Source organism: Mesorhizobium sp. B2-4-12 (genome assembly GCF_006441575.1).
Lineage (GTDB): Bacteria > Pseudomonadota > Alphaproteobacteria > Rhizobiales > Rhizobiaceae > Mesorhizobium.
The window spans coordinates 23,808-38,509 of the sequence record NZ_VFVC01000035.1 but is presented as its reverse complement, the minus strand read 5'-3'; the positions used below and the strand labels follow the sequence as shown (position 1 = coordinate 38,509).

Below are 14,702 nucleotides of genomic sequence, written 5' to 3'. Positions count from 1 at the left end.
GCCGAAAAGCACTCTTTTCATTCGATTTCTTCGCCGCTAGAGCAAAGCACCAACAACTCGGCGGGGCGCAGCATGACACTCTATCGGGCCGATCCGAAACACGGCGTCGCCTGGGTCACGGGCGGCAGCAGCGGGATTGGGCGCTCGCTGGCCAGGGACCTGGCCTCACAGGGCTATGCGGTCGCGGTAACGGCGCTGGACGACGATCCGATCGACACGCTCATCGTCGAGACGGCGCAGATGCCGGGAAGCGTCACGGCCTTTCCCTGCGATGTCACAGACGAACCGCGCATGGCAAGAACGGTCGCCGCGATCGAGAAAGAACTCGGCCCGATCGTGCTCGCCGTCTTCAATGCGGGAAACTACATCTCCACGCCTGGAGAGGCTCTCGTCGTCAGCGATTTTCGTCGTTCTTTCGAGGTCAACTATTTCGGCATCATCAACGGGTTGGTGCCGGTCGTGGAACATATGCGCGTGCGGGCGCGCGGCCATGTCGTTCTGGTCGGCTCGGTCACCGCCTATTTCGGCTGGCCGACCACGGCCGCCTATGGCGGCACCAAGGCGGCGATCAACATCCTGGCCGAGTCCCTGAAGTACGATTTCGACAAGATGAACATCCGCGTCCAGGTAATAAACCCCGGTTTCGTCGACACACCGCTGACCGAAAAGAACATGCTGCCGATGCCGGGCCTGATGCCGGTCAGCCGTGCGACGCGCCGCATGGTGCGGGGCATCAAATCCGGCGGCTTTGAAGTCACCTTTCCGTATCGCACGAGCTGGCCCCTGAAATTTCTTGCCCTGCTGCCGAGGCCATGGTCCCGATGGGTGATCAGCCTCACGACCAGCTGGAAGGCCCGGCCGCTGCATTACGAGCGCAAGCGGCCCGCCGAATAGAATGCCCACAGGATTGGTGGTTTGGCGGTCTGAACGACCGTTGCCTGTTCACGGCCACCACCATAGGTTTGTTGTTGTTGCGTGGAGTCTGGGATGGGGCGACGGATCGTGCTTGCTGTGCTGGGCCTGATCGCCGTCCTTGCACTGATCTTGGTATTTGGTCCTCGCGTTCCCGTCGATACCACGGTCCACTTCAATCCTTCCGTGATCGGTGACGATCCGCAGGCCTATGTGGCCAAGGTGGAAGCCTGCGTGCCCGGCATCCGCGATGGGCTGGAGAAGGAGATCATCTGGGCCAACCCGATGGTGCATGCCAAGACGCCGCTGTCGATCGTCTATATCCACGGCTTCTCGGCTTCAAAGGGCGAGGTCCGCCCCCTGCCCGACGAGGTCGCCGAGCGACTCGACGCCAACCTCTTCTATACCCGTCTTACCGGGCACGGCGAGGACGGCGCGGCCATGACGCAGGGAAGCGTCAATGCCTGGATCAACGATTATGAGGAGGCACTCGCCATCGGCCGGGCGATCGGCGACAAGGTGATCGTCATCTCAACCTCGACCGGCGGCTCGCTGGCGGCATGGGCGGCAACGCAGCCCGGCGTATCGGAGGGGGTGGCGGCCATAGCGTTCATCTCGCCCAATTTCGGCGTGAAGGCATCCGGCGCCGAGATCCTGACCATGCCATGGGGCAAACAGATCGCCGAACTCGTTGCCGGCAAGGAACGCAGCTTCGTGCCGCACAACGCGCTCCACGAAAAATTCTGGACCACCAGCTATCCGATCGCCGCGACGATGCCGATGCAAGCGCTGACGGAACTTGCCTATGGCGCGCCGGTGGAGAAGGCGACCATCCCTGCCCTGTTCATCTTCTCGGATATGGACAAGGTGGTGCGGCCCGATCGCACACGGGAGATTGCGGCGCGCTGGGGCGGCGCACACGAGCTGGTCCCCATGGAAAGTACGGGCGATCCCGACAACCATGTCCTTGCCGGAGACGCGCTGTCGCCGTCGACCACGGCTTTCCTCGTGCAACGGATCGCGGTCTGGGTCGAAGCTGTCGCCAAATAGCGGCGCCAATGGGGGCCTCGGATATGAAAGTACCGGCCCAGGCAATGCCTCAGCCGGCCTTTGATCACCAGCAGTCGAGCCAGGCCAATTGATCTGGCTCGACGCGGACGATGATCAAGCAGCCCGCGCGGCGGGCCGCCTGCCGCCGAAGCGGCGCTTGTTGTTGCCCTTGAAGGGCTTGGCACCTTCCGGCTTGCGTTCGCCGGCAAAGGCCGGCTTGTCGCCGAAACGCTTCTTGCCGAAGCCGTTGTTCTGCTTCTTCTCGCCGCCGGGCCGTCTGCCGTCGCGACGGCCATTGTGATCGGCACGGTCATTGGCCGGCTCGCGGCGCTCGTTCTTTTCCGCCGGATTGCGAACCGGATCGGGGCTGCCGAGATGGTCGGCAACAACAGGCAGCTTGGTGCGGATGATGCGCTCGACCTGGCGCAGCTTGCTGTTTTCCGAAGGATCGCAAAGCGTGATCGCGATGCCGTCCTTGCCGTTGCGGCCGGTACGGCCGATGCGGTGGACATAGCTTTCAGCCTCGTCCGGCAGGTCGAAATTCACGACATGACTGATGCCGGGCACGTCGATGCCGCGCGCGGCGATATCGGTCGCGACCAGAATGCGCACCGATCCATCACGAAAATCGTTGAGCGCCTTCTGACGGGCATTCTGCGATTTGTTGCCGTGAATGACGGCGGCCTTGAAGCCATCGCGCTCGAGATCCTTGGTCACCCGGTCGGCACCATGCTTGGTGCGCGAAAAGATGATGACGGACTTCATCGCTTCGTCGGCGAGCATCGTCGACAGAACCTGACGCTTCTGCTTGGTGCGGGCAAAAACGACGCCCTGCACGATCTCGGTGGCTGCAGTGCTTTGCGGCGAGACCTCGATACGGACCGGGTGCTTCAAAAGGCCCTTGGCGAGTTCCGCGATTTCGTCCGGCATGGTGGCCGAAAACAGCGCCGTCTGGCGATCAGGCGCGGTCGCCTTGGCGATGCGCTTGACGTCGTTGATGAAGCCCATGTCGAGCATGCGGTCGCCCTCGTCCAGCACCAGCCATTTGGTGTCGGAAAGGATAAGGTCGCCTTCGCGCACCAGATCGGTCAGCCGGCCGGGCGTGGCAATCAGGATGTCGACGCCGGGAGCGACCTTCTTCACCTGGCTGAAGCGCGAGACGCCGCCCAGCACGAGCGCTGTCGAGACATGCGCGCCCTTGGCGAGGATCTTGATGGTCTCCTCGATCTGCACGGCGAGTTCGCGGGTCGGCGCCAGGATGAGCGCACGCGTCGTCTTGGCGCGGCGCTTGGTGCCGAGCCCTATGATCTTCGACAGGATCGGCAGCGCGAAGGCCGCGGTCTTGCCGGAGCCGGTCTGGGCGATGCCGAAAATGTCGCGGCCTTCCAGCTGCGGCGGGATGGCCTGCACCTGGATCGGCTTCGGATCGGCGAAGCCGGCGGCATGGGTGGCCTTGAGCAGCGCACCCGTGATTCCCAGCGCCGCAAAACCGGAGAGTTCCGCGGTGTCATTGCCGGGCAAAGTGTTTTCGTTGGTCAAAATAATCTTCTTTCACGCGGCCTCTGGCCGCAAACATCAATGGCGGCAGGGCGCAACCTGCCGTCGGATAACATTGTCATGGAACGACAAGGCGGCGGACGGGATCGTCCGCGCGGCTGCGCTGTCGTGCCCGCATGCATCATGCCACGGGGCTTTTTCGCCACCTTGCCAACCAATCAGGTCGATTAGCCGAAAAAGAGGGAAAACAGACGCAACCAGTCTCTTTCGTCGAGAAGGCCGGATTCGTTCCCGGCCCAAGCGCCTATGCCGTGCATATGGCTGAGTTCGCCTCGAAATGCAAGGGCGGCATGTTGCAACGCAGCAAAAACGATCGAAAAGCGGCGCTTGCGCTGTCCCACGGGCATCATTACCACAAACGCAGCTTCGATTTGGGGACTACGCGATGAAGGACGTGCTGAAGGAACTCGAGCGGCGCCGCGACATTGCCCGCATGGGCGGCGGCCAAGCGCGCATCGATGCCCAGCACAAGAAGGGCAAGCTCACCGCGCGCGAACGCATCGAGGTGTTTCTCGACGAGGGCTCGTTCGAGGAGTTCGATATGTATGTCGAGCATCGCTCGACCGATTTCGGCATGGAAAAGACCAAGATCGCCGGCGATGGCGTCGTCACCGGCTGGGGCACGGTCAACGGCCGCCCGATCTACCTCTTCGCCAAGGATTTCACCGTGTTCGGCGGCTCGCTGTCGGAAGCGCATGCCGAGAAGGTCATCAAGGTGCAGGAGATGGCGTTGCGCAACCGGGCGCCGATCATCGGCCTCTATGATGCCGGCGGCGCCCGCATCCAGGAAGGCGTCGCGGCCCTTGGCGGTTATGCAGAGATCTTCCAGCGCAATGTGCTCGCGTCGGGCGTCATCCCCCAGATTTCGGTGATCATGGGTCCGTGCGCCGGCGGTGACGTCTATTCGCCCGCCATGACCGACTTCATCTTCATGGTGCGTGATACCTCCTACATGTTCGTCACCGGTCCGGATGTGGTCAAGACTGTCACCAACGAGACGGTGACGGCCGAGAGCCTCGGCGGTGCCTCGGTGCACACGACGAAATCCTCGATCGCCGACGGCGCCTATGACAATGATGTCGAGGCGCTGCTGCAAATGCGCCGGCTGGTCGACCTGTTGCCTGCGTCCAACACATCGGAACTCCCCGAGATCGAATGCTACCAGTCGGTTACCGACCATGATCTGTCGCTCGACCGGCTGATCCCCGACAACGCCAATAAGCCATACGACATCAAGGAGTTGATCTTGAAGGTGGCCGACGAGGGCGATTTCTTCGAGATCCAGCAGAGTTTCGCGAAGAACATCGTCACCGGATTCGGACGGGTCGAGGGCCGCACCGTGGGCTTCGTCGCCAACCAGCCGATGGTGCTGGCCGGCGTGCTCGATTCCGATGCCAGCCGCAAGGCGGCGCGCTTCGTGCGTTTTTGCGATTGTTTTTCCATTCCGATCGTCACCTTCGTCGATGTTCCGGGTTTCCTGCCGGGCACCGCGCAGGAATATGGCGGGCTGATCAAGCATGGCGCCAAACTGCTGTTCGCCTATGCGGAGGCGACCGTGCCGAAGATCACCGTCATCACCAGAAAAGCCTATGGCGGCGCGTATGACGTGATGGCGTCAAAACACCTGCGCGGCGACATGAACTATGCCTGGCCGACGGCGCAGATCGCTGTCATGGGCGCCAGGGGCGCAGTCGAGATCATCTACCGCAAGGACATTGGCGACGCCGAAAAGATCGCGGCCCATACCAAGACTTACGAGGATCGTTTCCTGTCGCCCTTCGTCGCCGCCGAACGCGGCTATGTCGACGAGGTGATCATGCCGCATTCGACCCGCCGCCGCGTGGCGCGCGCGCTTCGCATGCTGCGCAACAAGGACATGCAGAACCCCTGGAAGAAGCACGACAACATTCCGTTGTGAGCGGATTGTCGCCGGGGCGCCATAAGCGCCATTGATCAGAGCACGCCTCGGGCGGCGACCAGTTCGTGCAATACCGGTACCATTGCCTGTGGCAAATCCTCGGCGATCAGGCCCGGCCCGAACCGGCTGCCGGCCTCGGCATGGATCCAGACCGCCGCGCAGGCCGCTTCGAACGCCGGCATGCCTTGCGCCAGCAGCCCGGCGATGATGCCCGACAGCACGTCGCCTGATCCGGCGGTGGCAAGCCAGGCCGCGCCGTTGGCATTGATCGCCGCCCTGCCATCGGGCGCGGCGATCACTGTGTCGGCGCCCTTATACACGATGACGGCATTGGCAAGTTTCGCAGATGCGCGCGCCTTGTCCAGCTTGGACGAGCCATTGTCACCGGCGATGCCTGGAAACAGCCGGGCGAACTCCCCTTCGTGCGGCGTCATCACCAGGGCCGGCGGGTTATGTCGGCGAGCGGCTTCGAACAGGACGTCGGGCGCCTCGCGAAACGAGGTAATCGCGTCGGCATCGAACACGAGGCCATCGATCTGTGCGGAAGCATCCTTTGCCTGGCCGGGGGCGAGGAGCGTGAGCCCGAAGATCCGTGTCTTTTCGCCGACGCCAAAGCCGGGCCCGAGGACGAAGACCGACGGCCGGCGCTCCGCGACAAACGCCTTGATATCGGCGGCCTCATCGGCCTTGCGCAGCATGATCGAAGTCAGATGGGCGGCATTGACCTGCATCGCATTGCCAGGCGACAGCACGGTCACCGCTCCCGCCCCGCTCCGGGCCGCGGCAAGCGCCGACAGCCGCGCCGCCCCGGTGGCGCTCGGCCCACCTGAAAAGACACCGGCATGGCCGCGCTTGTATTTGTGGGCGTCGACAGCCGGCACCGGGAAATCGTCCAACCAATGTGCTGGCGTGTTCTCGAAGGTGCGGGGTTGTAGGCGTGAAATGATATCGTCGCCGATGCCGATATCGGCGAGCACGATCTCGCCGCAACGTCCGCGTCCCGGCAGCAACAAATGGCCGGGCTTCTTGCGCGCGAACGTCACGGTCACGGCGGCGGTAAATGCCACGCCCAGCACTTTGCCGCTGTCGCCCGAAACGCCTGAAGGCAGATCGACCGCGACAACCGGCAAATGCCTGTTAGTAGCAATATCGACCGCCCTGGCGGCATCACCGGACAGCGGCTTGGACAGCCCTGCCCCGTAAAGCGCGTCGACCACAATCGAGCCGGGCTGGGCTTCAAAGCCGGACAGCGGCCGGCGCGCGACCGGACGCTCGGCCGCGGCCAGCGCCGCGTCGCTTCGCGGTCTCGGCGCACCGGAAGCCCAGACTGTCGTGGCGACGCCGCTGCCAGCCATGATGCGGGCGACGACGTAGCCGTCGCCGCCATTGTTGCCAGGCCCGCAAAGCACATGGACGTGCGCCGCCTGGGGATAGCGGATGAAGACCTCGGCCGCGACGGCTTCGCCGGCACGGCGCATGAGGCCGATGCCGTCGACTGGACCTGCGGCAATCGTCAGCCGGTCCGCCTCGCCCATCTCTGCGGAAGTAAGAAGTTCATCGCTCATGGATTGCCGATCCGCATTCGATCAAGCATTGTCCAGTTTTCGGGCCGAAGCAAACGAAGAGGGAGTTTTTACCAGCTGCGGCTAAGTCGCTGGACGAGCATCAAGGCGCAAAACTGCACGCGGGATGGGCGATCTGCCCAATTTTTGTGCGGACGCGGGCGCTGGCCCTGTGTAGGCTTCGGCAGCCCATGCCGTATTCCGTGCGTCGTATGACGCGAAATTGCATCCCGGCGCGGCGTGGCTTTGAAATCGTATGAGACCGCTGCGAATCCAGCTATCTGGCACAGTTCGTGCTTGATGGGAGCGCAAGCGGGGGCTCACAACCCGTTTTTTTGGCAGTGGAGGCCACTTTCTACATGAAAAAGATCGAAGCGATCATCAAGCCATTCAAGCTGGACGAAGTGAAGGAAGCGCTTCAGGAGGCCGGACTGCAAGGCATCACCGTGACCGAGGCCAAGGGTTTCGGCCGCCAGAAAGGTCACACCGAACTCTATCGCGGCGCCGAATATGTCGTCGACTTCCTGCCCAAGGTGAAGATCGAGGTCGTCCTCGGCGACGATGCCGTCGAAGGCGCCATCGAGGCCATCCGCAGGGCGGCCCAGACCGGCCGCATCGGCGACGGCAAGATCTTCGTCTCCAACATCGAGGAAGTCGTGCGCATCCGCACCGGCGAAACCGGCATGGACGCCGTCTGAGGCGGCCATTCTCCCCAAAACGTCATCATCAAAAAACGTCATCACACAGGGATACATGACATGACGACAGCCAAAGACATCATGAAGCAGATCAAGGATAACGACGTGAAATTCGTCGACCTGCGCTTCACAGACCCGAAGGGCAAGCTGCAACACGTGACGATGGATGTCATCGAGGTCGAGGAAGACATGTTCGCCGACGGCGTCATGTTCGACGGCTCCTCGATTGCCGGCTGGAAGGCCATCAACGAGTCCGACATGGTGCTGATGCCCGATCCGGAGACGGTCCACATGGATCCGTTCTTCGCGCAGTCGACCATGGTCATCCTGTGCGACATCCTCGATCCAGTTTCGGGCGAGTCCTACAACCGCGATCCGCGCGGCACGGCCAAGAAGGCCGAAGCTTACATGAAGTCGGAAGGCATCGGCGACACCATCTATGTCGGGCCGGAAGCCGAGTTCTTCGTGTTCGATGACGTCAAGTACAAGGCCGATCCCTACAACACCGGTTTCCGGCTCGATTCCACCGAACTGCCGTCGAACGACGACACCGACTACGAAACCGGAAACCTCGGCCACCGCCCGCGCATCAAGGGCGGCTATTTCCCGGTGCCGCCGATCGATTCGGCGCAAGACATGCGCTCCGAGATGCTGACCGTTCTCGCCGAGATGGGCGTGCGTGTCGAAAAGCATCATCATGAGGTCGCCGCTGCCCAGCACGAACTCGGCATCAAGTTCGACACGCTTGTCCGCAACGCCGACAAGATGTTGATCTACAAGTACGTCGTGCACCAGGTCGCCAATGCCTACGGCAAGACGGCCACCTTCATGCCGAAGCCGATTTTCGGCGACAACGGCTCGGGCATGCACGTGCACCAGTCGATCTGGAAGGGCGGCAAGCCGACCTTCGCCGGCAATGAGTATGCCGGCCTGTCGGAAAGTTGCCTGTTCTACATCGGCGGCATCATCAAGCACGCCAAGGCGATCAACGCATTCACCAACCCGCTGACCAACTCCTACAAGCGCCTGGTGCCGGGCTATGAAGCGCCCGTCCTGCTCGCTTATTCCGCGCGCAACCGCTCGGCCTCCTGCCGCATCCCGTTCGGCTCGTCGCCGAAGTCGAAGCGCGTCGAGGTCCGCTTCCCCGATCCGGGCGCGAACCCCTACCTCGCTTTCGCCGCCATGCTGATGGCCGGCCTCGACGGCATCAAGAACAAGATCCATCCCGGCCAGCCGATGGACAAGGATCTCTACGACCTGCCGCCGAAGGAATTGAAGAAGATCCCGACCGTCTGCGGTTCGCTGCGTGAAGCCCTGCAGAGCCTCGACAAGGACCGCGGCTTCCTGAAGGCCGGCGGCGTCTTCGACGACGACCAGATCGACAGCTACATCGAGCTGAAGATGGCCGAAGTGATGCGCTTCGAAATGACCCCGCATCCGGTCGAGTACGATATGTACTACTCGGTCTAAGATCCCCTGGGATAGCGTTAAAAAAGCCCTTGAAGGACGTCCTCCTTCAAGGGCTTTTTGCTGCCCTGGTTTCGCCAATGCGAAGGGCCAGCCATGCGCCAGCGCTCGACTGCTTTTGGTTCAGGGATGGATTGCCCTTGCCCAGGCAATAGCTGGCGGCGGAGGATGAAAATCAGGATCGGGACGAGGCTGATGCAGCTGCGTTCGCAAACGGCTTTGAACGTCATGAAAACGCCAGGAGCGAGCGGCGCACTGCCTCAGGCTGCAATGCCCGCTCGTCCGGCGCCCCCGCCAATGCCGTCGTTCAAGAAACCCCGCCCCGTTCGAACAGCATCACTTTGGCGCAACCCCAAGGCCACGAATACGCATGCCGCAGCGCAATCTGTCAACGCCGCCAACCGGAGGCATAACCGCCGATTTCGGTGTATGAACAATAGCTTATATAAGAGCCTTTCAGTGGGCAGGCGCCGCATAACCGCGGTTTTCCGGGCTTTTTGAGCGATTTACAAGCTTGCCGATCTGAGCCACGGTAACCGCATGTCAGCCAGGGTGGGCCGGCACGACGGTTTTGAGCCGCCCTTTTCAACCTGACTTTTTTTGGGTGTATTCGCTCCGCCAGGCCGGCGCAGAAAAAAGAACCCCGGTAAAGGCCGGGGTTCTCGCACGGACAGAACGTCGGAGGGTGGCGCCTATCCGGCAAGTTCGTCGGGGCCGTGCAGATTCAGCGATCGTGGTTCACGGCCGGCTTTTCGCTCCCGTCTGCCGACCGCTGCGGCGGTGCCGTAGCTTCTCCATCGAGCATCTTGCGCAAGCGGCGCAGTTTGCGTTTGCCCAGCCGAGGAGACTCGGGAGACGGTTGCTCGCGCCTGCCCAACAATGCGTGCTTCAACTCGCCGTAGCCGACGCGCCCGGCCTGGGCGATTGCCGCGCGCGCGGCATCGAAGGCCGCACCTGGATGTTTGCGCACCAGGACGCCGAGCGCGCGCAGTACCGCCGCGGCACCCATACGATGAAGGGCCGTATCCGCATAGGCCCTCAGCAACCGCTGTTCCAGCGGCTTCGGCAGGCCGGAACGGGCATCTGGGAGTTCATGTTGCACTAATGTCCGGCAGCCTTCTTCTGGCCGCCCCTCTGCTGGTTCTTCGGCAGCACGGCGTCAGCCGCGTCGGACAGCACCCCCATGACCGCCGAGCCCGCGCTCTGCACCATCTCGGTGGCGATGCCGGCGGCGCCGGCGGTCTTTCTCACCAGTTGCTTGCCGGCGGATGCTACCTCTCCCCGTTCCTGCACCAGAACGGCCGCCGCGGCGCCCGCGCCGGCGGTGATAGCGTTTGCAAGGAGGTCTCGGCCAAGCGGACTCGAGAGCAGCGACCGCAGCATTCTCGACTTGCGCATCGCCTTCGGCACCCTGAAGCCCGCGACCTTCTTGGGAATCTTATTCTTCTTAGCCATCTCAAGTCTCCTTTCGCGTCGGGAACGTCGCAAAAGCGGGAGGGTTCCGCCAGCGCCGAGAAAGTGCGGGGCTTGCTGTCACGAGGGTTTTGGGAGAGCAAACCGGCTCTCGTCAAGCAGTCGCTCGGCCTGGCGTGGGCCCCCACCACCGGCTCACATTTCCGGCGACATCTTTCTCGCCTTGTCGACGCCGCGCCTAACGCCGCTTTCCGCAAGGCCCGCCGCCGAGCGGAGCCATGGGCATATGGATTTCATCCCTTGGGCAGGGATGGACGATTTTTATATGGCCGTAGTGCAAGCGACGAGGAAGGCGTGCTGAACGCACTGGTCGCCATTGGCGAGATGATCCCACGCGACGGCAACCGCGGCCCTGCCCTGCCGCATGCCAAGGTGTTGGCAACGCCCAAGGCGCGCGGAGCTGTCGCCGGTTGGACTGGCTTGCCCACTCACGCCGCCCAAGCAGCACGATAAAGCCACGGCGTTTCCACCGTGGCTTTATCGGGGTCTCCGGCCACAGGCCATGTTCCTGACCCGTGCCGCGAAAACGATCAGGCGGCAGCCGAAATCGACGCGCCGGTCGAAACCTGCGAAATCGTCTTCAGGACCTGGGAGGCGATCTGGTAGGGGTCGCCTTGGGAGTTCGGACGGCGGTCTTCCAGATAGCCCTTGTAGTCGTTCTTGATGAAAGAATGCGGCACGCGGATCGAGGCGCCACGGTCGGCGACGCCATAGCTGAACTTGTTCCACGGCGCGGTCTCGTGCTTGCCGGTCAGGCGCTTGTCGTTGTCCGGGCCGTAGACGGCGATATGGTCCATCAGGTTCTTGTCGAACTGCGCCATCAGCGCCTCGAAATAGGCCTTGCCGCCGACTTCGCGCATGTACTGGGTCGAGAAGTTGCAGTGCATGCCCGAGCCGTTCCAGTCGGTGTCGCCGAGCGGCTTGCAATGGAACTCGATGTCGATGCCGTACTTTTCGGTCAGCCGCAGCAGCAGGTAGCGAGCCATCCAGATCTGGTCGGCGGCCTTCTTGGAACCCTTGCCGAAAATCTGGAATTCCCACTGGCCCTTGGCCACCTCGGCGTTGATGCCTTCATGGTTGATGCCGGCGGCGAGGCAAAGGTCGAGATGCTCCTCGACGATCTGGCGCGCGACGTCGCCAACGTTCTTGTAGCCGACGCCGGTGTAGTACGGGCCCTGCGGCGCGGGATAGCCGCTGTCCGGGAAGCCGAGCGGACGGCCGTCCTTGTAGAAGAAATATTCCTGCTCGAAACCGAACCAGGCACCATCGTCGTCGAGAATGGTCGCACGGCTGTTGGACTCGTGTGGCGTCACGCCATCGGGCATCATGACTTCGCACATGACCAAAATGCCATTGGTGCGGGCCGGATCCGGATAGAGTGCCACTGGCTTCAGCACGCAGTCGGAACTGCGGCCCTCGGCCTGCATCGTCGAGGATCCATCGAAGCCCCACAGCGGCAGCTGTTCGAGCGTCGGGAATTCGGCGAATTCCTTGACCTGCGTCTTGCCGCGAAGGTTGGGGACCGGGGTGTAACCATCGAGCCAAATGTACTCGAGCTTGTATTTCGTCATTCTAGCCTCTCGTTGCTTGATCACCGAACACTGAACGGCGTCGACTTGCGCCTGCCCTCAGCAGCCGGCCCTGCCGGATCACAAAAAAGCAATTCGTGTGCCACTCGGGCGTCGGCGAGTGCGGCAAAATGGCTGCGATATCTCATTGAATTTGCCGAGCCGCCTCAGCAAATGGACCGAGATCGATCAAAGGCCTGAAATGCACAAATAGCAGGCAAATACTGATCTCTTCATAGGCATATTGCCTAAAGGACTCGCAGAACCTATCTTGCAGCAAAGCTGAATCGACAAGCTCCTGCGGAAGAAAGGAGAATGCCCGTGGAAGTTGCTACCTCCCGTCCGTCGGCACAAATTCTGATGTTCCCTCTGGCAGCACGTAAATCTGCTTCAAATTTAGGCGCGAAGGCCAAATTCGCGGCAGAGCTCGCATCCCTGCGCGGCACGCACGTCGATTTTGACGGCTGGTACCACGAAGCGGCGATTGAAGACGAGAATCAGCGCAAGAGCTGATCCGCTTTCTTCAGGCCTCGGACATGAAAAGCCCGGCGCGATTGCTCGCGCCGGGCTTTGTTTTTTAAGCTCAACCAGTCGGCTATTGCTTGGCGTCCAAATCGGTGCCGAGCGTATCCCTGACGAAGATCATGCCGATGACCAGCGACATCGCCGCGATCACCACGGGGTACCAGAGGCCATAGTAGATGTCGCCCTTGTAGGCGCTGAGCGCGAACACGGTCGCCGGCAGCAGGCCGCCGAACCAGCCATTGCCGATGTGATAGGGCAGCGACATACCGGTGTAGCGGATACGGGTCGGGAACATCTCGACCAGGATCGCGGCGATCGGTCCGTACACCATGGTCACGAATACCACCAGGATGAACAGGATGCCGATCGTCATTGGCCAGTTCACGGCCGCCGGATCAGCGACCATGGCGAAGGCACCGCCGCCCGGAATGTTGTAGACGGTGACTTCTGGCGCGCCGGCCGCCTCGTCCTTGGTCAACAGCTTGTCGGTGACTGCCTTGTCAGTCGGAACAGTCGCCTTCTCACCGCCTCGGATGGTCGCGGCATCGAGCTTCAACTCGGGATTGGCCGCGATGAAGGCGTCGAGTTTCTGATCCACAACCTTGATTGCCGCGCGCTTCAGCGGATAGCCGCCATCCTGCAACGACATGTTGACGGCCTTGACGAAGGCAGTGTCCTTGGCCTTGGCCTGATCGCCGGCGGCGACCGCATCGTAGGACGTCACCGTCTCGTTGCCGATCTTGACCGACGCAGCCGTTCCGGCCGCGGCCGTCGGCACCACGTCGTAGGGAACCGAGTTCTTGGTCAGGAACGAAGTCGCGATGTCGCAGGACGTCGTGAACTTCGCGGTACCGACCGGATTGAACTGGAACTTGCAGTCGCCGGGTGCTGCCGTCACCGTCGCCCGCGTATTTTGCTGCGCCTTGGCGAGCGCCGGATTGGCGGCCCAGGTCAGCGCCTTGAACAGGGGGAAGGTGCAGACGATGGCAAGCGCGAGGCCGGCCATGATGATCGGCTTGCGGCCGATCTTGTCGGACAGCCACCCGAAGACGACGAAGAAGATCGAGCCGAGCGCCAGTGCAATGGCGATCATGATGTTGACCGACTGCGCGTCGACCTTCAGCACGTTCTGCAGGAAGAACAGTGCGTAGAACTGCCCGTTATACCAGACCACGGCCTGGCCTGCGGTAAGGCCGAGCAGCGCCAGCAGGGCGATTTTGGCGTTCTTCCACTGGCCGAAGGCTTCCGACAGCGGCGCCTTGGAGCCCTTCCCTTCGTCCTTCATCTTCTGGAAGGTTGGAGATTCGGAGAGAGACAGCCGAATCCAGATCGAAACGGCAAGCAGAACGAAGGAGACGATGAAGGGAACGCGCCAGCCCCAGGCGGCATAGCTTTCCTTGCTCAGTGATCCCTGCACGATCAGGATGACGATCAGCGACAGGAACAGGCCGAGCGTCGCCGTCGTCTGGATCCAGGACGTATAGAAGCCACGGCGATCATCGGGCGCATGCTCGGCGACATAGGTCGCCGCACCGCCATATTCGCCGCCCAGCGCCAGGCCCTGCAGCATGCGCAGGACGATCAGGATCACCGGAGCCGCGATGCCCAAAGTCGCATAACCGGGTAGCAGGCCAACCAGGAAGGTCGACAGACCCATGATCGTCATGGTGACGAGGAAGGTGTATTTGCGGCCGACAAGGTCGCCGATGCGGCCGAACACGAGCGCGCCGAACGGGCGCACGAGGAAGCCGGCGGCAAAGGCCAGCAGCGCGAAGATGTTGCGGGTCGCCTCGGGAATGGTCGGGCTGAAAAAGGTTGAGCCGATGAAGGCCGCCAACGAGCCATAGAGGTAGAAATCATACCATTCGAAAACGGTACCGAGCGAAGAGGCGAAGATGACTTTCTTCTCCTCCCGCGTCATGCCGCGGCTCGTTCCGCCGGCGGTTGATGCCATTGCCATTGAGTTATCCTC

The 14,702-nt window shown here is 62.2% G+C and carries 15 protein-coding genes; 9 read left to right on the top strand and 6 right to left on the bottom strand.

Annotation, left to right across the window (positions count from 1 at the left end; all coding sequences use genetic code 11):
• Positions 1-72: 72 nt before the first annotated feature.
• Together FJ934_RS19965 and FJ934_RS19960 are read left to right on the top strand one after the other, a co-directional pair.
• The gene (locus tag FJ934_RS19965; RefSeq protein WP_140611585.1) at positions 73-894 is read left to right on the top strand and encodes an SDR family oxidoreductase; all 822 of its coding nucleotides are present in this window, start codon (positions 73-75) and stop codon (positions 892-894) included.
• A 93-nt stretch (positions 895-987) separates the two neighbouring features.
• Positions 988-1,962, top strand: coding sequence for an alpha/beta fold hydrolase (locus FJ934_RS19960; protein WP_140611583.1), 975 nt, complete (start codon positions 988-990; stop codon positions 1,960-1,962).
• A 114-nt stretch (positions 1,963-2,076) separates the two neighbouring features.
• Here the strand turns inward: FJ934_RS19960 and FJ934_RS19955 are convergent, their stop codons facing one another.
• Positions 2,077-3,501, bottom strand: a complete 1,425-nt coding sequence (locus FJ934_RS19955) for a DEAD/DEAH box helicase (RefSeq protein WP_140611581.1) — start codon at positions 3,499-3,501, stop codon at positions 2,077-2,079.
• A gap of 134 nt (positions 3,502-3,635) precedes the next feature.
• Between FJ934_RS19955 and FJ934_RS19950 the strand changes: the two genes are divergently transcribed.
• Complete coding sequence (locus FJ934_RS19950; RefSeq protein WP_140611579.1) at positions 3,636-3,908, top strand: hypothetical protein; 273 nt, start codon at positions 3,636-3,638, stop codon at positions 3,906-3,908.
• Positions 3,905-5,437 carry an acyl-CoA carboxylase subunit beta gene (locus tag FJ934_RS19945; protein WP_140611577.1) on the top strand — a complete coding sequence of 511 codons (1,533 nt, stop codon included), beginning with the start codon at positions 3,905-3,907 and terminating at the stop codon, positions 5,435-5,437. The genes FJ934_RS19950 and FJ934_RS19945 overlap by 4 nt, the downstream gene beginning before the upstream one ends.
• A 35-nt stretch (positions 5,438-5,472) precedes the next feature.
• On the opposite strand, the gene FJ934_RS19940 is transcribed toward FJ934_RS19945, so the two are convergent.
• A complete protein-coding gene (locus FJ934_RS19940; protein ID WP_140611575.1) occupies positions 5,473-7,002 on the bottom strand; it encodes an NAD(P)H-hydrate dehydratase in 1,530 nt (509 codons plus the stop codon).
• A gap of 356 nt (positions 7,003-7,358) precedes the next feature.
• Here FJ934_RS19940 and FJ934_RS19935 point away from each other — a divergent pair, with 356 nt between their 5' ends.
• A complete protein-coding gene (locus FJ934_RS19935) occupies positions 7,359-7,697 on the top strand; it encodes a P-II family nitrogen regulator (protein WP_140611573.1) in 339 nt (112 codons plus the stop codon).
• A gap of 60 nt (positions 7,698-7,757) precedes the next feature.
• Positions 7,758-9,167 carry a type I glutamate--ammonia ligase gene (glnA, locus tag FJ934_RS19930; RefSeq protein WP_140515442.1) on the top strand — a complete coding sequence of 470 codons (1,410 nt, stop codon included), beginning with the start codon at positions 7,758-7,760 and terminating at the stop codon, positions 9,165-9,167.
• 17 nt (positions 9,168-9,184) lie between these two features.
• Here glnA and FJ934_RS19925 read toward each other — a convergent pair whose 3' ends face one another.
• Positions 9,185-9,394, bottom strand: a complete 210-nt coding sequence (locus tag FJ934_RS19925) for a hypothetical protein (RefSeq protein ID WP_140611571.1) — start codon at positions 9,392-9,394, stop codon at positions 9,185-9,187.
• 629 nt (positions 9,395-10,023) lie between these two features.
• Here FJ934_RS19925 and FJ934_RS19920 point away from each other — a divergent pair.
• Positions 10,024-10,269, top strand: coding sequence for a hypothetical protein (locus FJ934_RS19920; protein ID WP_140611569.1), 246 nt, complete (start codon positions 10,024-10,026; stop codon positions 10,267-10,269).
• Here FJ934_RS19920 and FJ934_RS19915 read toward each other — a convergent pair.
• Positions 10,266-10,619 carry a hypothetical protein gene (locus FJ934_RS19915; protein WP_140611567.1) on the bottom strand — a complete coding sequence of 118 codons (354 nt, stop codon included), beginning with the start codon at positions 10,617-10,619 and terminating at the stop codon, positions 10,266-10,268. The two genes, FJ934_RS19920 and FJ934_RS19915, sit on opposite strands and share 4 nt — an antisense overlap.
• A gap of 312 nt (positions 10,620-10,931) precedes the next feature.
• On the opposite strand from FJ934_RS19915, the gene FJ934_RS28235 reads away from it, so the two are divergent.
• A complete protein-coding gene (locus FJ934_RS28235; protein WP_210241970.1) occupies positions 10,932-11,090 on the top strand; it encodes a hypothetical protein in 159 nt (52 codons plus the stop codon).
• Between the two features lie 77 nt (positions 11,091-11,167).
• Here FJ934_RS28235 and FJ934_RS19910 read toward each other — a convergent pair whose 3' ends face one another.
• The gene (locus tag FJ934_RS19910) at positions 11,168-12,208 is read right to left on the bottom strand and encodes a glutamine synthetase beta-grasp domain-containing protein (RefSeq protein WP_140611565.1); all 1,041 of its coding nucleotides are present in this window, start codon (positions 12,206-12,208) and stop codon (positions 11,168-11,170) included.
• A 318-nt stretch (positions 12,209-12,526) separates the two neighbouring features.
• Between FJ934_RS19910 and FJ934_RS19905 the strand changes: the two genes are divergently transcribed.
• Positions 12,527-12,718 carry a DUF2735 domain-containing protein gene (locus FJ934_RS19905; RefSeq protein WP_140611563.1) on the top strand — a complete coding sequence of 64 codons (192 nt, stop codon included), beginning with the start codon at positions 12,527-12,529 and terminating at the stop codon, positions 12,716-12,718.
• 82 nt (positions 12,719-12,800) lie between these two features.
• Here the strand turns inward: FJ934_RS19905 and FJ934_RS19900 are convergent, their stop codons facing one another.
• A complete protein-coding gene (locus tag FJ934_RS19900) occupies positions 12,801-14,690 on the bottom strand; it encodes an MFS transporter (RefSeq protein WP_140611561.1) in 1,890 nt (629 codons plus the stop codon).
• Between the last annotated feature and the right edge of the window lie 12 nt (positions 14,691-14,702).